The sequence below is a fragment of the Streptomyces sp. NPDC101151 genome (assembly GCF_044768335.1).
Taxonomy (GTDB): Bacteria; Actinomycetota; Actinomycetes; order Streptomycetales; family Streptomycetaceae; genus Streptomyces.
Map to the genome: position 1 here is coordinate 21,854 of NZ_JBIWPP010000040.1, position 16,471 is coordinate 38,324.

Below are 16,471 nucleotides of genomic sequence, written 5' to 3' on the forward strand. Positions count from 1 at the left end.
GGCGTTGAACACACGGCCTACGAGCGTCTCCTCATCGCCAACGCAAAGACCGTCCCGATCCCCGCGATAACCAGCCCGATCCCACCGAAGATCAACGGGAGCAGCCACAGCGAGGCGAAGCCATTGATCCGCGCGTCCTCGGGGGAATCCGCGCGGTAGAGAACCTCGACCTGCTCACCCTCCTCGTACGCCGGAGGATTGGAACCTGTGGAGTCCCGGAACGTCCTCGGCGTGCCGTCCGCCGGCGTGAACTTGACCACCGGATACGCCACGGGCTTGTCCTTCACCCGCTTCTCGCGACCGACACCGCTGTGGTCGTTCCGCCACTCCAGGGCCACCACCGTGCCCCGGGCACGTTCCGCATCCGCCAGGAACGAGACCGACACCCCCGCAAGGATCAGCCCGATCACCAAGAACAACGCCCCGAACGCGATCGCCCCGAACGTGATCCAACGGCGGGCTCTCTGTCCACGCACCTGAACCTGCACAACGTCCCTCTCACTTGTCCGGAGTGAGAGGGACGCTATCCCAGAACTCCCGGTCGCCGTCCTCCAGCCCCGGGTGGTGGGGCACCAGGCTGCTGTTCAGGAATTGTCTCAGGAATCGTCCAACCGGCCCCGGTGGGTCTGAGCGGGCGGACGCCCGACGCCGCTGTCCAGTTCGGCCGTCCACGCGCCGGCCGCGGACCCTGCTGGTGGCACGGCGTCCGGCTGAGGGCGCACACCAAAGACCTGATGGCAGTGCGCCTCGTCTTGCAGGGGGTGGTACTGGCGGCGCAACTGGCGAATGTCCGATGGGTCTGGCGACCGGCCATCGGGCACGCCCCATTTTTGGCCACGGGTCGGCCTCGCCCGGGGCTCACCCCGTAGATCACGCCTGGCACACGCATCGCGAGCCCCCGCATCACCGGGTTTCTCACTACAGGTACATGAGCAATAACGACGCGTAATCAGTCCGTGATGGCCGGCGCCGGGCGGCGGCATCCCAGGGGCACCTGATGTACCGGAATGAACGGAAATGAAGTGGAGTCAGTGATGCGACGTCGACTCACCGCGGCGGCCATGGTATTGGGCCTGGCGGGCGCGGTATCGGGAATGACGATGACACCCGCAACGGCGGCACGGGAGACCTTCGATATCCGCAGCGGTCTGCACGACAAGTGTCTGGCTACCAACGGCGACAACGTGGAGGTGCAGACGTGCCGGGGCACCGGGAACCAACTGTGGTTCTGGGAGGACGGCAAGCTGCGCAACCTCGCCGAACTGCACTGTCTCGACGTGCGCAACGGTGAGATCGACGCGCCGGCCCAGGCGGTGGGTGACTGTCACGGCCTGCCCAACCAGCAATGGAAATACGAGAACGAGCATCTGAGGACGGATGTGAACAGGCAGTGCCTCGCCATCCAGGGCAGGGGTGACTCCAGCGAGCACGCGGGTATCAACGTCCGCGACTGCGAGCAGGTGGCTTGGCAGATCTGGAAGTTGCCGCCGCCCCCGGCCTGACGGACCGTCGTCAGGCAGCCAGTGCCCCGGCGCCGGAGAGGGAGGGCGCCGGGGACCGTGCTGGATGCATCGGACCCGCCCTGGGCCGAGTATCAAAACTGAAGACCAGCTCCGCCGGCACACCCGGTCACCGATGCCGCCTCCGTCTCGCTGCATCGGCGGCGGCATTTACCCATAGAGGGGACAACCTGGTGAAACGCCGCCGTCGCTGCCACGCGCCCGCCGATGACATGGTGCGATGCGTTCTCGATGCCGCTGGCTCCCGGATTGTGGCGGCCGCCGACGGGAGGCAGAGTGGTCTCGGGACTGTCCGAGCGTGGCAGAAGGCGCCTGGTGTGTCGCGGATGCGGGCTGTGGTCCTCATGCGTGATGCAGCGAGTGGTGTGAGCCCGGAACCGATGAACTCGGTCACCGCCGAACGAGTGGATCGGTTCACTGGTCCAGAAAGCTCACTGGTCCAGAAAGCGGTGGCCCACGCAAGATCGTGCATTTCGGGCAGGGTTACGGAGGTGTGGTGCGTGTCAGAGAAGAACCCAGTGCACGGGACCGCCGACGCGGGGCACGAAATCTCATTGCCGCCCGAAGTCCAGTTGCTGCAAGACGTCACTCCGCCCTTCTTCCCCGAAGGTGGCTCGGGAATGACCATCCTTGTCGAGTGGCCCCCCGGTCACCCCGGGCTCCCTCCGCACCGCCACTCGGGACCGTCGTTCGGCTACGTGATGGAGGGCGCGGTCCGGTTCGAGCTCGAGGGTGAGCCGGAGCGTGTGGTCGAGGCCGGCGGGACGTTCTGGGAGCCGGGTGGTGACGTGATCCACTACCAGGACGGCAACGCCCTGTCGGACGCGCCGACCAAGTTCGTCGTGACCATGCTGTGTGCGCCGGGCCGGCCGATGCTCACATTGGTGGACGAGGAGGAGTTGAAGGAGCGGGCGAGCCTGCGGGCCCCACGTCCCTCCGATGGCTGACCCACGATGCCCTGGGGTCCCGGGCTCCGCCTGCAAGTTCCGTCCGGCCCGCGAGAGGACGACGCTGCTTTCGCACACCCTTTAATAGGGGGCGGTCGCGTTGTTCTCGGCCCAGGACTTCTCGGCGTCGGAGCCTCCGGGGGGCGGTACGAGTCCGTTGATCATCCAGAGATCCTCGCTGGTCTCGTCGACGTGGAACTCCCAATGCAGCCCTGCCTTCCGCTCGATGTGGGGCTGCAGAATGCCCTTGACCCACTGGGCGGTCCGGCGCCGGCTCTCCTGGTCGGGGTTGTGGCGGGCGATGTGGTCGATGGTGATGCGGACCCCGGCCGGGGTGGGCTCCCCACCGACGTAGATGTTCTCGGGCCGGGTCTCGTGGAACAGGGTGACCACGTAGAACCGGGGCAGTCCGATCTTTTCGTAGTGGTCAGTGATGCGGGATGAAAGCTCCTGCTTCTCCTCGTCGCTGAAGATTCCGGGCGTGTGGTGAATAGTCCACAGTGGCATTGCTGTTCGGTGCTCCTTGATCGAGTGTCGGGCGGGATGTCAACGGGCGGCCGGGAAGGCCAGACCCTCCACGGGGCCGGACAGCGCCGCCTTGGCGGCGACGGTGACGTCGTCGGTGAGCACCTCAGTGGCCTCGGCCTCCAGGCCGTCGACGATCCGCGCGGCCACCTCGGCCGGCGTCGCCTTCGGCAGTTTCATGGCGGTGACCATCTCGGTGTCGATGAACCCTGCGTGTACACCGACGACCTGGGTTTTCTGGCCTGCCAGTTCGTATCGGAGCGAGTTCGTGAGGGACCACGCAGCCGCCTTGGACGCCCCGTAGGCGCCACTGCCGGCCAGCCAGGACAGCACGGAGTGCATGTTCACCAGTGCGCCCCCGCCGTTCGCGGCCAGGATCGGCGCGAACGCCCGCGCCACCCGTAGCAGCCCGAAGACGTTGACGTCGAACGTGGTGGTGGCGTCCTCGAAGTCGCCCGTCAGCAGCGGAGCCGGCAGCAGGATCCCGGCGTTGTTGAAGACGATGTCGACGTCGGTGGCGACCTCCGCGAGGGCGGCGACCGACGCCGCCGAGCGGACCTCGAGCTCAGCGGTGACCACCTCTGGACGGTCGTCGGTGTACGCCGAGCGCGCGGTCGAGTACACCTTGCGCGCCCCGCGTGCCAGCAGCTCATCCACCAGCGCCGAGCCGAGTCCCCGCCGTCCCCCGGTCACCATGACCACTCTGTCTGCTACCGCAACCATGGCATCTCCCATCTGGATAACGAGTTCGTTAGTTAGATGGAAGCATGACCTGCTGGATAACGCAAGCGTTAGTTACAATGGCGGTATGGCGATGAATTTCGAGGAACGGCTGCGCGACCGGGATCCGTGGCCGATCGGCGACGAATGCTCGGCGGGGCGGCTGCTGGACCTGCTCAGCACCAAGACGACGTTCCTGGTGGTCCGCGAATGCTTCTACGGCACAACCAGGTTCGACGACTTCGTGGCGCGGATCGGGGCCTCGGCGCCCGCGGTGTCACGGGCACTCGCGCAGTTGAAGGCCGCGCAGATCGTCGCGCCCGTTCCCTACCGGAAGCCGGGCAGCCGGGCCCGCGACGAGTACCGGCTGACCAAGGCGGGCGAGGAGCTGCTGCCGGTGCTTCTGTCGCTGATGCAATGGGGCGATACGTACCTGCAGGAAGGCCGGCCGCCCCTGTCGTTCGTCGAGGCCGACACCGGCCGTCCGATACGCGTCCGCGTAACGGCCGGCCCCTCGCCCGAGACGATGTCCGACGACATCGAGATCCGGCTGAACCCCGACTGTCGCTCGCCGCTGGCGGCCGCGGTCGGCAGCGCCTGGGAACGCCGCGATTCTGAGAGCCGTTGCTCTGCCGATCACGGTGAGCACGCGTCCGAGTGAGGCCTCTGAGGCGGGGGATCTTCCGGCCGGGTCCCCGTGACGGCAGGGCCCGAGTGCGGCTCGGGGTTGTCGAGTCCAAGGGTGCCCGGGCGGAGCTGCTGCCGGCGCCGGATGCCGATGTGGTCCGCTGCCCGGTGGGCGACGACATCAAGTGGTGGGCCATGCCCGCGGACTTTCCCGCCTGGGACGTGTGTACGACTTCTGGCGGCAGTGGCAGGACAGGGGGCTGATCGGGGAGCTGCCCGACCGTCTTTGCGGCCGGGTCTGTGAGGCCGTGAGTCGTGATCCGGAGTCGACGGCGGGGATCATCGACGGGCAGGCTGACCGGGGTGCCTGGCCGGCTCGGCACGGCTGCATGGCCGACCGCCGGCTCCGTCGGCCTGAGCGACCCTGCTTCAGATCGCCGCCGAGCCTCCGGCGGGCAAGGGTCGCGCGCTCCGGGCGGCCTGCTCAGGCTGCGCCGACGGCGCGGGCTGAAGGTGCTGGGCGGCCTCGGTGGCGCTGACCGGGGAGGCGAAGGTGAACGCGTGCGGGGACGGCCCGTGCGCCTGCAGGTTCGCCAGCCGCTCCAGGGCCTCGCCGACGGTCGGGAGGTGCCCGGCGGGGACCCACCAGAGCACCAGGTGCGCCTCGACGTGCCGTTCGAACCATTCGCGGCGGCGCCGCATCACCTCCAGGTGCCCGCTGCGGTAGGCGAAGTCCCACAGGGCTTCCTGGTTCTCCCACACCGACAGGTTGACGATGACGTCCTCGCCTGCCGGGCGCAGGCCAGTGGCGTCTGCCGCCCCCTCCTCCACCAGCCGCCACACGAAGCCGGGCGCGTCGTCCGCGGCGGCGTTGACCGGATCGAGCATCTCGACGAACGGCGCCATGCGCGGGTCGTCGAAGGGGTGACGGAGCGTTGCGACATTGAGCTGGGCCAGGTGGGCGGCGTGCGCGGATGCGGTCATGGCCCCATCCCAGCACGGCCTACTTTTCTATGTCAATCACCATTGTTTTTAGAATCCTCGACCACCACGCAGCACTCTCCCGGCCGGGCGTCCATGCGAGCGCGGACGGGACCGTCTGTGCCGATCAGCCCTTCCAGCAGCGCGAGATTCATGCCGCAGACGAGCGGCGGGAAGCGTTCGGCGACGGCATGGAAAGGACAGTTGCGCATACGGACGACGTGTGCGGCTGCGTCAGTCGTGTCCTCGGTGTCCTCGGTGCCGTCGGCGTTCTGGGCGCTCTCGACGCGTTCCAGGTGCGGTTCGTAGCCGCGGGCAGCCAGCATCTTCACGGCCTCTTCAAGATCGGCACAGGGCGCCGCCGAGCCACGTAGGGCCTTACCCCGGCGGCGCGCCGCCGCGCAGAGCCCGGCGTCGAGTCCGGCCTGTTCGGCGGCCTCGGCGAGCAGCTCGGCGGCGGTGCGGTAGTCGCGGGCGGGCAGCGACACCGACCACTCGGCCCGCGCCCGCGTGTACACCTTGGCGGGACGGCCCGCCCCCGGCCCCGAGCGGCCTGTCAGGCGGCGGCTGCCACTCTCCAGGAGACCGGCCTCGGTCAGCCTGTCCAGATGGTGCGCAGCGAGTGTGCGGGCCACCCCGGCCGCCTCGGCGGCCTCGTTGCGGCCGACCTCGTGGCCCTGAGCCGCCACGTACTCGTACAAGCGGCGCCGCACCGGATCCTGCAACATTGCGATCGCGTCGATGTCCTCCACCTGGCCATTCTAGGAACAACACAGGTTGGAGATAGAAGGCGATCCGTCCCTCTCAGAGCCTGTCCGGGCCGCCGATCATGTGACTGCACCGCCGACAGGGCACACAGCAACGGAGCGTGCTGCCAGCCATTGCCTGCGACGACGTCTCATGCGGCTCGCCATCCCGGAGAAAACCACACTCAGGCCGCCCGCCTGCGCAAGGGATCACTGGGCGGACGGCGCCCAGGATTCGGGGCAGCGGCACAAAGATCGCTGCACGGCGGAGCGGACGATGAGCAGGCTCAAGACCTCACCGGGCCGTGGCACCCAGGTACGACGAGCGGGCCCGTGTCTGCGTGGGCGCGATCAGGTGCGGAGCCCGATGACGACGGCTGCCGCGGCAGCACCCCCCGGGCTGCTGCGGCGCGTTCGCGGCGGGCGGGGTGGTCCTTCCGCCAGCTCGTCCGCGCAGTGGCGCGACGGCGCCTGCTCAGCGGTCCACGAGTTTGCGGAGTTCCGCGGTGATCTGCGCGGGGGCTTCCTCGGCCATGAAGTGGCCGCAGGTGACGGTCGTGTGAGCCAGCTTCGGTGCCCAGGCGGACCAGAGCGCCCGGGCGTCGAAGCCGAGGGCGGCACCCCAGTCCTGCTGGAGGACGGTGACCGGCATGTCCAGTTGGTTGTCGGCGTCCTTGTCGGCCTGGTCGTGGTCGACGTCGATTCGTGCGGAGGCGCGGTAGTCGGCCACGATCGAGGGCACCGCGTGGCGGCAGGCGTCCAGGTAGGCGGCACGGATGTCGGCGGGAATGGCGTCGGGGTCGTGGGTCCAGATGTCGAGGAAATGCCCGAAGAAGGCGTCCGGCGCGGCCGCGATCATCTGCTCGGGCAGGCCCGAGGGCTGAGCCATCAGATAGAGGTGGAACCCGACGGCAGCGTTCGTGCCGCGCATCACCTGCCACATGTCGAGGGTCGGGAGCACGTCCAGGCAGGCGAGGTGGCTGATGCTGGTGGGATGGTCGAGTCCGGCTCGGAAAGCGACCAGGGCACCGCGGTCGTGGCCGGCCAGTGCGAACCGTTCGTGGCCGAGGGCGCGGGCCAGAGTGACGATGTCGGCGGCCATGGTGCGCTTGGCGTACGCGGTTCCGTCCGGGTCGGCGGGCTTGTCGCTGGCGCCGTAGCCGCGCAGGTCGGGACAGATGACGGTGTGATCGGCCGCGAGGTCGGTGGCCACGTCCCGCCACATCAGGTGGGTCTGCGGGAAGCCGTGCAGGAGGACGATCGGGCTGCCCGAGCCGCCGACGGCGGTGGTGAGCGCGATGCCTTCGGCGACCTGGACGCGCTGGTAGTCGAATCCGGGGATGGTCGGTGTCATGGTGGGCTGCTCTCCCTGGGCGCGAGTCGGCCCGCGCTCTGCGGACCTGGTCGAGCCTGCCGCGTGCGAATCAGCATGCGATCAGCACGTACCGTGGCAGGCGAGCAGGGCGAGGCCGGGAGGTGACCATGGAGCGGATCACGTTCGGAGTGCTCGGGCCAGTGGTCGCCTGGGACGCGGCGGGTGGGGTTCTGGGGCTGAAGGGGCCGCGGCACCGGGCGGTGCTCGCGCGGCTGATCACGGCCCGCCGGCGCGTGGTTCCGGTCGCCCGCCTTGTGGAGGACCTGTGGGACGAGCCCGGGCCGGGCGCCGTGGGTGCCGTGCAGACCTTCGTCGCCGCGTTGCGCCGTGTCCTGGAGCCGGACCGCCCGGCTCGGACCCCGGCCCGTCTGCTGGTCACGGAGGGACCCGGGTACGCGCTGCGGGCGGCACCGGACACCGTTGACGCCTGGAGGTTCGAGGCGGCTGTCGGTGCGGCCGCACAGCAGCCGCCCGCGCAGGCCCTGGAGCAACTGCAGACGGCGCTGGAAGCGTGGCGCGGCCCGGCCTACGCAGAGTTCGCGCAGGAGGACTGGGCCCGCGGCGAGCGCTCCCGCCTGGCCGAACTGCGGCTGCGAGCAGTGGAGCAGCAGGCCCAGGCCAGGCTGGATCTGGGGCTGGCCGCCGAGGCAGTGCCCGAGCTGCATGCCCATCTGGCCGACCATCCCTGGCGTGAGGAGGCCTGGCGGCTGCTGGCGCTGGCGCTCTACCGCTCGGGCCGGCAGGCGGATGCGCTGGCGGTGCTGCGTCGGGCCCGGGCCATGCTGGCCGACGAGCTGGGGGTGGACCCCGGCCCGGAGCTGCGCGGCCTGGAGACGGACATACTCGCCCAGGACCCGCGCCTGGATGCGGAACCGCTGACGGCGGCGGAAAGGCTGTGGACTCGTACGGTGGCGGTCTACGACCGTGCGGTCGTCGGGCGCACGCGGAGCCGGTTGGAGTCGACGGTCGATCTGCTCCGCAATCTCGCAGTGACCGGAGGAAGCGGGCTGCAGGCGGCTCAGGAGACCCGTCTGGCGGCCATCACCGCGGCGCAGGAGCTCGGCGACCCGCACCTGACGGCACGCGTGATCGGTGCCTACGACGTCCCCGCCATCTGGACCCGCAACGACGACCCGCAACAGGCGCGGCAGATCGTCGCGGCCGCCGAGCGCACCCTGGCGACCCTGCCGCGGGACGACTCACACGAGGTGGCCCGCTGCCGGTTGCTTGCCACGATCGCACTGGAGATGCGCGGCACCCGCTGCGCCCGCGGTCCTCAGGCCGCACGCGAGGCGGAGGAGATCGCGCGCCGCCTCGACGATCCCACACTGCTGGCGTTCGCCCTCAACGGAGCGTTCATGCAGTCCTGCACCCGAGCCGGTCTCGCGCCCCGGCGGGATGCGATCGGCGCGGAGCTGGTCACGCTGTCCGCCAGGCACGGCCTGGTGACCTTCGAAGTGCTCGGCCACCTGATCCAAGTACAGGCGCACAGCGCACTCGGTGACTTCCCGGCCGCGGACGAGCACGCCGCCGCAGCAGACCGTCTGGCAGAGCGACACGAACGGCCGCTGACGGGCGTCTTCACCCAGTGGTACCGAGCATTGCGCCTGGCTGCCTCCGGGCGGACCGCACAGGCCGAAACCGCATACCGGACCGCTGCCGCAGGGCTGCACGGCTCAGGAATGCCCGGCGTCGAGCACGGTCTGCTTCCCCTGGCACTCCTCTGCCTGCGGCTGGCAGATGGCAGCACGTCCGCAAGGAAGGTGGCCGAACACGTCGACCCGGACGCGGACTGGGGTCCGTACCGGCCCTGGGCCGAGGTCTTCGTTGCGCTGCGCACCGGCCGCCACGCCGATGCCCAGGCGATGCTGCGTGCCTTGCCGGAGCCGCCCGCCGACCTGTTGTACGAGGCTCTGTGCTGCCTGGAGGCGGCAGTGGCTCTGGTGCTCGGCGACCGGGCCGCGCTGGAACGAGCCCACACCCGCCTGCGGCCGGCCGCGGGCGAACTCGCAGGCGCCGGCAGTGGTCTGGTCACCCTCGGCCCGGTGGACCGCTGGCTCACTGTCATCATCAACGCGCTCGCTTGACCTGCGCGCCGCGGATCCGCCTGGGCGTCGTCCCATGCCGAAGAGCGATCAGTCCGTTCACGGCAGTTTCGTGTCCAATGTGCCGTCCCACACGAAGGCGCCGAGCCCATGAAGGCCACCGAGACTTGCGACCCTGTTCGGACTGGGCGATGACGAACCCGTGGTGCGCGAGGAGCTGGAGGACATCGAGGTCCGCATCGAAGACGTGCCGGACGAGATCGTGCGTCCGTGGCTTGACGGACCTGCTGCCTGATCCACCAGTAGCCCATGATGGAGCACCACCCAAGTTGCTTCGGGACGAAGAGGTTGCCGGTATTTGGGTCGGCCGCATCGTAAGGCGTGCGCAACGACCGGCATGACGAGCCTCTCTCCGGCGACGAGTTGGAGCTGTTCGTCCAGTACCTCCACCGCTTCGCCCAGCACGACGTCGAGTTGTTCACGCTCTTGGAGGTGGGGGATCCTGCCCACCCCTGTTGCGTCGCCCTGACCCGGGACCCTGTCCCCGGCACCGACCGGGCCGCATACCGTCGGCCGTGATCAAGCCCGCGGTGCCTACCGGCATCCACGGCTCGGCTGCCGGGGCAACGCCGTCCAGATCACCGACCCCGCCTTCGGTGAGAACGGCATCACCACCTACAACCTCGACAACGCCTTCGGCTCACAGGCCCACGCCCACCTCGACGCCCGGGTCACCGCCGCATGCGAGAGGGACTTCTCCCAGACCCAGGACGACATGGAAGAGGTCTGGCACCAGGACCGAAGGGCGCGCCACGTCGGCTCGGTCCCACGGATTGCCCGCGCCGCTGAGCCGCCCCACCCTCAACCTCGTTCCCTGAGCCATCCGGCGCACTGCTCCATACGGAGGCGATCCTCGGAGAACCAGCCCTGCCATGGCTCGTCGAGCCGCAGCCAGGCAGCAGGCTGCCCTTCTTCGGGGAGCAATTCTGTGTGTCGATCGATCACCGCCATGAAGGACACGCCCATGGTGGCCGACCAGCCGCGACGATACGAGCGTACGGTGACAGCCGCCGGCGTCCCGAGAAGATCAGCGCGCACTCCGGTCTCTTCGAACAACTCCCGACGCGCCGCCTCGCGTGGCGTCTCTCCGGGATCCACCTTGCCCCCGGGCGGCACCCACCCACGCCAGCGATGCTGCACCAGCAAGACACGCGTCAACGCCCTGTCGAACACCCAGACCTCGGTTGCCAGCGGACCGTCCAGTGCCGCTTCAGGGCGAAGCAGCCACGCCAAGGCGTTGTCGTGCTCGGCAAGGGCCTGACGTGCATCACCGATCGCGGCTCTGAGGGTCCGCTGCCCTATCAGGTGGTGGGTCACCTGCCGGAGAGTACGACGAGCCACTGACAGCCGAGACGCCACGGGCCCGGCACCCCCTCAGCGGGACGGACGTCTCGCCGAGACCGGTTGGGCCGCTCCGAGCGTGTGTCGGCTTGCCAGTCATCTCACCGCGCCCGACCCACCCTTCGGGGATGCGCGGGAGGACGTACACGCAGGCACCGCAGCCACTGCCCGATCGAGACGTTCAGCCGTTGCGCGGCGGGTCGCGACAGCCCGGTCGCCTGACCGGTCGGCGTGTCGCGGGCTTGTGCCGGCGCGCCCTGAGCCAGGCCGGTCGTGTCGCACCCGGCACCCGGCGCCCGAGCCCCGCCCACAGCGCTCGCCGCCGCTCCCGTCCGACCGCCCCGTCCAGGTCACACCTCGTGGTTGGTGACCTGGAAGCGATAGAAAGGGGATATGGGTGAAGTTTCGGGTCAATCGGGGCGCGAGGTGCCTGATGCGTCCGGGAGGGCCCGCGGGCCCGGTCGGGATCCCCGTCCGGGACAGGCTCGGCAAGGGCGACGGGGACACGGTCGGCCTGGGGCGAGGGGAGAGCCACGGCGGCCGCTGCGGCGCCTGCGTTCGCTGCTGAGCGTGCGCAGCCTCTCCGGCCGGGTCTTCCTCCTGCAGCTGGCGGTCGTGGTGTTGCTCGTCGCCGTCACACTGGTGGCTCTCGTGGTGCAGGCTCGGCGCGGGAGTCTGGCGGAGGCCCGGAGCAGGACGATTGCGGTGGCGCAGACCTTTGCCGACTCCCCGGGGATCGTGGCGGCGCTGAACAGCCCGAACCCGACCGCCGTGCTGCAGCCGCATGCCGAGGCGGCGCGAAAGGCGGCGGGCGTCGACGCCGTCATCGTGTACGGGCTGGACGGGATCACCCTCACCCACAGCGACCCGCGTCAGATCGGGAAACACACCATCGGGCCCTACGCGGAGGCGGCGACCGGAAAGTCATTCACCAGGACCTTCCAGGGCTCCCTGGGGCTCTCCGTGATCTCAGCCGTCCCCGTCCGGGCTCCAGACGGCTCTGTCGTCGCCATCGTCTCCGCTGCTGTCACGGTCGACAAGGTGCAGCACAAGGTGAACCGGCAGCTGCCGGTCCTCTTCGCCGGCGGTGCCGCGGCCCTGGTCATCGCCGCGGGCGGGTCGGGCCTGGTGAGCCGTCGGTTGAGGCGGCAGACCCATGGCCTCGGCGCGGCCGAAATGACCCGGATGTACGAGCACCACGACGCGGTCCTGCACGCCGTGCGGGAAGGAGTGCTCATCATCGCCGGTGACGGCCGGCTGCTGCTGGCCAACGACGAGGCACGACGGCTGCTCAACCTGCCGGCGGACGCGGAGCAGCGCCAGACCTCCGAATTGGGGCTGGAGGCGGACCTCGCGGAGCTCCTGGCCTCCGATCGCCCCGCCACCGACGAGGTGTATCTGGCGTCCGACCGGCTGCTCGCGGTCAGCAAGCGGCTCACCGCACCTCATGGACGGGTCGGCAGCGTGGTGACGCTCCGGGACACCACCGAGCTGCGGGCTCTGGCCGGCAGGGCCGAGGTGGTGCGCGAACGGTTGAAGCTGCTCTATGACGCCGGGATGCGGATCGGCACGACATTCGATGTGCAGCGCACGGCGGAGGAACTGGCGGAGGTGGCGGTGCCACGGTTCGCCGACGGCGTCACCGTCGAGCTGCTGGACCCGGTCCTGCACGGCATGGAACCCGCCGATGTCTCCACCGGGATCGACGAACTGCGGTGTGTCGCGGCCGTCGGCCCGGACGCGGACCATCTCTTCCGCCCTGTCGGGAAGGTGATGCGGCTCGCCCCCGGCCACCCCGTCTCCGCGGCGATGGCCGACAGCCGATCCGTCCTGGTCAGAGACCTGAGCGCATCCGACAGCTGGCGGGGCGAGCACTTGGAAGGTGCTCAGAGGATCCTCGACCACGGCATGCGCTCCTTGCTCGTGGTCCCGCTGCGAGCCCGCGGTGTGGTCCTGGGGACGGCGGACTTCTGGCGGGCGGGCGATTCCCCGCCGTTCGAGGACGAGGACGTGTCCTTGGCCGAGGAACTGGCCGCCCGCGCGGCCGTGTGCGTCGACAACGCCCGCCGCTACACCCACGAACACACCATGGCCGTCACCCTGCAGCACAGCCTGCTGCCCCGCGGGCTGCCCGAGCAGTCCGCCCTCGAAGCCGCCTACCGCTACCTGCCGGCCCAGTCAGGGGTGGGCGGAGACTGGTTCGACGTCATCCCGCTGTCGGGCGCCCGGGTGGCGCTGGTGGTCGGTGATGTCGTCGGGCACGGTCTGCACGCCGCGGCGACCATGGGGCGGCTGCGCACCGCCGTTCTCAACTTCGCCGGCCTGGACATGCCCACGGAGGAGCTGTTGGGCAGGCTGGACGAACTGGTGGCCCAGATCGACGCCGAGGAGCCCGCGACCGAGCAGGACGGCCAGGGGATCACCGGGGCGACCTGCCAGTACGCCGTCTACGATCCGACCACTGGGCAGCTGGCCATCGCGACCGCGGGCCATCCGGGACCGGCGGTGGTCCATCCCGACGGGACCGTGACCTTCCCCGAGGTGCCCGTCTCCCCACCGCTGGGAGTGGGCGTCGGCCTGCCCTTCCAGAGCACCGAGCTGACCGTGCCCGAGGGATCCAGGCTGGTGCTCTACACCGATGGCCTGATCGAGGACCGCGGCCGCGACCTCGACGCCGGCCTGGAAGCCTTGCGCGATGCTCTGGCCGGGCCGGATCGCACCCCGGAGGCCACGTGCGCGGCGGTGATGGAGGCCATGCTGCCCGACCGGCAGAGAGACGACATCGCGCTGTTGGTGGCCCGTACCCGCCGGCTCGACCCTGCGCACGTCGCCGAATGGCAGGTGCCCCAAGAGCCGGCGGCGGTGTCCCCGGTGCGCACCGCTTGCGCCCGCCGGCTGACGGAGTGGGGGCTGGAGGAGATCGTCTTCACCGCCGAACTCATCCTCAGTGAGCTGATCACCAACGCCGTACGCTACGGTGCCGAGCCCATCGCCGTCCGGTTGATCCGCACCGAGCCGATCAGCGGCTTCGACGCAGGCACCCTGATCTTCGAGGTCTCCGACGGCAGCGGCACCTCGCCCAGGCTGCGCCGGGCGAACGTCACCGACGAGGGAGGCCGCGGACTCTTCCTGGTAGCGCAGTCCACCGAGCGCTGGGGCACCCGATACACGCCCACCGGCAAAGTGATCTGGGCCGAGAAGTCTCTCCACGCGGACACCACGCCGGAGGTGGCGGGGCTCGACGAGATCCTGCTCGACCAATGGGACGACACGGCACTGTGAGCGGACCGTGACCGTGCGCACCGAGCAGCCGCGCGATCCCCGACGCTGCGCACCGGCGCGAGCGGGGCCCGCGGCGCATCCAGAACCGGTGCGAGCGGGGCCCGTAGCGTATGCACAACCGGCGCGAGCGAGGCCCGTAACGTATGCAGAACCGTGGCCGCGCCATGGAAAGGAGCAGATCACAGGCTTCCGTGGGTGGGATTCCACCATGGAGGCGGCCGGGTAGGCTGGATTTGATGGCCACTTCGTCGACGCACCGGAACCGCGGCTCCCTGCCCCGGCAGCTTCCGGAACACGCCGACTGCGCTGCGTAACCCATGGCGCGGCGACCACGCTGCAACAACCAGACGGTGACACCCCTCGTTCCACATCCCCACTCCTGGAGCCGTCGTGACCGCACCCCGTGCTCGAGCAGCGGCCGTCCTCGGCTGCCTCGCCCTCGTGGCTCTGGGCCTGAGTGCCTGCGAGAGCGCATCGACCGCCACACCCGTGAAGCCGGCGGAGGCCACCTCCGCCGAGAACGCGGGGGGCATGGACGCGCTGATCGCCGCGGCGAAGGGCGAGGGCAGGCTCAACACGATCACCCTTCCACGCAACTGGGCCAACTACGGCGGTCTCATCGACGGCTTCGAGAAGAAGTACGGGATCAAGGTCAGGGTCGACATCCCGGAAGGGCACAGCGAGGACGAGATCGACGCCATGAAGAAGCGCGGGAATCGGCCGACGGCCCCTGACGTGCTCGACATGGGCGACACCTTCGCGCGGTCTGCGGCGCGGCAGAACCTGCTGGCGCCCTACAGGGTCGCCGAGTACGACTCGATCCCCAGCAGCCAGAAGGACCCGGAGGCTCGCTGGTACAACAATTACGGGGGCTACATGTCCATCGGCTGCGACGCGGGACGCGTCAAGCCCTGTCCCCGGACCTTCGCCGATCTGCTCAAACCCGGTTACAAGGGTCAGGTTGCGATCGAGGGTGACCCGAGCCGTTCGGGCACGGCCTTCGCCAGCGTCTATGCGGCCGCGCTGGCGAACGGCGGATCGTTCGACAACATTCAGCCCGGTATCGACTTCTTCGCCGAGCTCAAGAAGCGCGGCAACTTCAACCCGAACGAGTCCAGCCCGGAAGCGGTGGAGGACGGCCGGACGCCCATCAGCGTCAACTGGGACTACGTCAACCTCAACTACGTCGACAAGTTCCGCGACAAGGGTGTGGAGTGGCAGGTCTCGACCCCCTTCGACGGCAGTTTCGCCCAGTACTACGCGCAGGCGATCAACAAGAAAGCCCCGCACCCGGCGGCTGCCCGCCTGTGGGAGGAGTACCTCTTCAGCACACAGGGGCAGAACCTCCGGCTGGCCGGCTTTGCCCGCCCGGTGCTGATGGACGTCATGAAGAAGGACGGCACCCTCGACGAGGCTGCCGCCGCACGGCTGCCGACAGTTGAGGGAACGCCGCAGTTTCCGACAGACGCGCAACTGGAGAAGGCGAGAGAAACCGTCGCTCAGGGCTGGGGGAAGGCCGTCAACGGCTAGTACTCACTTCAGAAGTGGGCGATGCGCCGATACCAGTGCGGGCAGACAGGACGCAGGGGGAGCCCTAGTGGCCCTCCGTGTCGGCGAGGGACCCGGACGTCCGGTCGAGGATGGTGAGCCACTGGGTGACAACGGCGTCGATGAACTCGTCGGATACCTGGCCTCGGTCGAGGAACAGCCGGGCGAGGACGGGGCCGTACAGCAGGGTGTACTCGTCGCGGCTGATCTGGACGCCGGAAGGCTCCAGCAGCTTGTTCAGGGCTGCGTGGCGGTCTTCGCCGATGCGTGCGAGGGCGTGGGCGCTGTCGGGGTCGTGGTCGGCCTGAGCGGTGACGGCCAGCACCGCGGTACGGACGGCCGGGTCGCTGATGCCGGCGCGCAGGCTCCTCAGCCACGCGGTGGCCACGGTGCGCACGTCGCTGCCCGGCTGGGGGTAGTTGCCGAGGTCGGGGCCTTCCAGGATCAGGTCGAAGAGCAGCGCCGCCCGGTTGGGCCAGTGTCGGTAGAGGGTCTGGCGGGTGACGTCGGCCCGCTCGGCGAGCAGGGCGTAGGTCAATCCGGTCGGCCCGACCTCGGGCAGCAGTTCTCGCGCGACGGCCAGGATGCGGCTGCGGGTGCGCTGGACGCGCGGGTTGCTCAGGGTCGGCCGGCGGCGGTGGAGGGGTTGCTGCATGGCTTCACCCTATCTCAAATCATACACAGCGTGTGATGGTCATCACATCTCGTATCACACGCTGTGTGTGATACACAGGAAAGGAAATCACACGCACTG

The 16,471-nt window shown here is 69.5% G+C and carries 15 protein-coding genes and 1 pseudogene; 8 read left to right on the top strand and 8 right to left on the bottom strand.

Features of this window, described 5'->3' with window-relative positions; translation table 11 throughout:
- Positions 1-17: 17 nt before the first annotated feature.
- The gene (locus ACIRU3_RS40020; protein ID WP_404067650.1) at positions 18-488 is read right to left on the bottom strand and encodes a DUF3592 domain-containing protein; all 471 of its coding nucleotides are present in this window, start codon (positions 486-488) and stop codon (positions 18-20) included.
- A gap of 546 nt (positions 489-1,034) precedes the next feature.
- Here ACIRU3_RS40020 and ACIRU3_RS40025 point away from each other — a divergent pair.
- Complete coding sequence (locus ACIRU3_RS40025; protein ID WP_404067653.1) at positions 1,035-1,502, top strand: RICIN domain-containing protein; 468 nt, start codon at positions 1,035-1,037, stop codon at positions 1,500-1,502.
- 566 nt (positions 1,503-2,068) lie between these two features.
- Positions 2,069-2,467, top strand: a complete 399-nt coding sequence (locus tag ACIRU3_RS40030; protein WP_404067753.1) for a cupin domain-containing protein — start codon at positions 2,069-2,071, stop codon at positions 2,465-2,467.
- An 81-nt stretch (positions 2,468-2,548) separates the two neighbouring features.
- On the opposite strand, the gene ACIRU3_RS40035 is transcribed toward ACIRU3_RS40030, so the two are convergent.
- Positions 2,549-2,974: a tautomerase family protein gene (locus tag ACIRU3_RS40035; protein ID WP_404067656.1), complete on the bottom strand. Its 426-nt coding sequence runs from the start codon at positions 2,972-2,974 to the stop codon at positions 2,549-2,551.
- A 39-nt stretch (positions 2,975-3,013) separates the two neighbouring features.
- Positions 3,014-3,715 carry an SDR family oxidoreductase gene (locus tag ACIRU3_RS40040; protein WP_404067658.1) on the bottom strand — a complete coding sequence of 234 codons (702 nt, stop codon included), beginning with the start codon at positions 3,713-3,715 and terminating at the stop codon, positions 3,014-3,016.
- 85 nt (positions 3,716-3,800) lie between these two features.
- Here ACIRU3_RS40040 and ACIRU3_RS40045 point away from each other — a divergent pair, with 85 nt between their 5' ends.
- Complete coding sequence (locus tag ACIRU3_RS40045; RefSeq protein ID WP_404067661.1) at positions 3,801-4,373, top strand: winged helix-turn-helix transcriptional regulator; 573 nt, start codon at positions 3,801-3,803, stop codon at positions 4,371-4,373.
- A gap of 395 nt (positions 4,374-4,768) precedes the next feature.
- Here ACIRU3_RS40045 and ACIRU3_RS40050 read toward each other — a convergent pair whose 3' ends face one another.
- From ACIRU3_RS40050 to ACIRU3_RS40060, 3 genes are all read right to left on the bottom strand, one after another.
- On the bottom strand, positions 4,769-5,323 hold the full coding sequence (locus tag ACIRU3_RS40050) for a DUF3291 domain-containing protein (RefSeq protein ID WP_404067664.1): 555 nt from the start codon (positions 5,321-5,323) through the stop codon (positions 4,769-4,771).
- A 32-nt stretch (positions 5,324-5,355) separates the two neighbouring features.
- Complete coding sequence (locus ACIRU3_RS40055; protein WP_404067667.1) at positions 5,356-6,072, bottom strand: helix-turn-helix transcriptional regulator; 717 nt, start codon at positions 6,070-6,072, stop codon at positions 5,356-5,358.
- A 469-nt stretch (positions 6,073-6,541) separates the two neighbouring features.
- Positions 6,542-7,420 (bottom strand): alpha/beta fold hydrolase, encoded by an 879-nt coding sequence (locus ACIRU3_RS40060; protein WP_404067669.1) that lies wholly within the window; start codon positions 7,418-7,420, stop codon positions 6,542-6,544.
- A 128-nt stretch (positions 7,421-7,548) separates the two neighbouring features.
- Between ACIRU3_RS40060 and ACIRU3_RS40065 the strand changes: the two genes are divergently transcribed.
- From ACIRU3_RS40065 to ACIRU3_RS40075, 3 genes and pseudogenes are all read left to right on the top strand, one after another.
- Positions 7,549-9,528 (top strand): BTAD domain-containing putative transcriptional regulator, encoded by a 1,980-nt coding sequence (locus tag ACIRU3_RS40065; RefSeq protein WP_404067672.1) that lies wholly within the window; start codon positions 7,549-7,551, stop codon positions 9,526-9,528.
- A 339-nt stretch (positions 9,529-9,867) separates the two neighbouring features.
- Complete coding sequence (locus ACIRU3_RS40070) at positions 9,868-10,065, top strand: hypothetical protein (RefSeq protein WP_404067675.1); 198 nt, start codon at positions 9,868-9,870, stop codon at positions 10,063-10,065.
- Positions 10,025-10,243: pseudogene (locus ACIRU3_RS40075) on the top strand (DUF6333 family protein); the annotation flags it as partial. The gene ACIRU3_RS40070 and the pseudogene ACIRU3_RS40075, both read left to right, overlap by 41 nt.
- A gap of 104 nt (positions 10,244-10,347) precedes the next feature.
- Here the strand turns inward: ACIRU3_RS40075 and ACIRU3_RS40080 are convergent.
- Positions 10,348-10,863, bottom strand: coding sequence for an NUDIX hydrolase (locus tag ACIRU3_RS40080; RefSeq protein WP_404067678.1), 516 nt, complete (start codon positions 10,861-10,863; stop codon positions 10,348-10,350).
- 417 nt (positions 10,864-11,280) lie between these two features.
- On the opposite strand from ACIRU3_RS40080, the gene ACIRU3_RS40085 reads away from it, so the two are divergent.
- Complete coding sequence (locus ACIRU3_RS40085) at positions 11,281-14,169, top strand: SpoIIE family protein phosphatase (RefSeq protein ID WP_404067681.1); 2,889 nt, start codon at positions 11,281-11,283, stop codon at positions 14,167-14,169.
- A gap of 390 nt (positions 14,170-14,559) precedes the next feature.
- Entirely contained in the window at positions 14,560-15,699 is a 1,140-nt protein-coding gene (locus ACIRU3_RS40090) for an ABC transporter substrate-binding protein (protein ID WP_404067684.1), read from the top strand.
- A gap of 64 nt (positions 15,700-15,763) precedes the next feature.
- Here the strand turns inward: ACIRU3_RS40090 and ACIRU3_RS40095 are convergent, their stop codons facing one another.
- The gene (locus ACIRU3_RS40095; RefSeq protein ID WP_404067687.1) at positions 15,764-16,372 is read right to left on the bottom strand and encodes a TetR/AcrR family transcriptional regulator; all 609 of its coding nucleotides are present in this window, start codon (positions 16,370-16,372) and stop codon (positions 15,764-15,766) included.
- Between the last annotated feature and the right edge of the window lie 99 nt (positions 16,373-16,471).

Excerpts from the sequence above, each read along its gene's own strand:
- ACIRU3_RS40025 (WP_404067653.1), top strand. The coding sequence starts at position 1,035 with ATGCGACGTCGACTCACCGCGGCGGCCATGGTATTGGGCCTGGCGGGC.
- ACIRU3_RS40035 (WP_404067656.1), bottom strand. The coding sequence starts at position 2,974 with ATGCCACTGTGGACTATTCACCACACGCCCGGAATCTTCAGCGACGAG.
- ACIRU3_RS40040 (WP_404067658.1), bottom strand. The coding sequence starts at position 3,715 with ATGGTTGCGGTAGCAGACAGAGTGGTCATGGTGACCGGGGGACGGCGG.
- ACIRU3_RS40045 (WP_404067661.1), top strand. The coding sequence starts at position 3,801 with ATGGCGATGAATTTCGAGGAACGGCTGCGCGACCGGGATCCGTGGCCG.
- ACIRU3_RS40050 (WP_404067664.1), bottom strand. The coding sequence starts at position 5,323 with ATGACCGCATCCGCGCACGCCGCCCACCTGGCCCAGCTCAATGTCGCA.
- ACIRU3_RS40060 (WP_404067669.1), bottom strand. The coding sequence starts at position 7,420 with ATGACACCGACCATCCCCGGATTCGACTACCAGCGCGTCCAGGTCGCC.
- ACIRU3_RS40065 (WP_404067672.1), top strand. The coding sequence starts at position 7,549 with ATGGAGCGGATCACGTTCGGAGTGCTCGGGCCAGTGGTCGCCTGGGAC.
- ACIRU3_RS40085 (WP_404067681.1), top strand. The coding sequence starts at position 11,281 with ATGGGTGAAGTTTCGGGTCAATCGGGGCGCGAGGTGCCTGATGCGTCC.
- ACIRU3_RS40095 (WP_404067687.1), bottom strand. The coding sequence starts at position 16,372 with ATGCAGCAACCCCTCCACCGCCGCCGGCCGACCCTGAGCAACCCGCGC.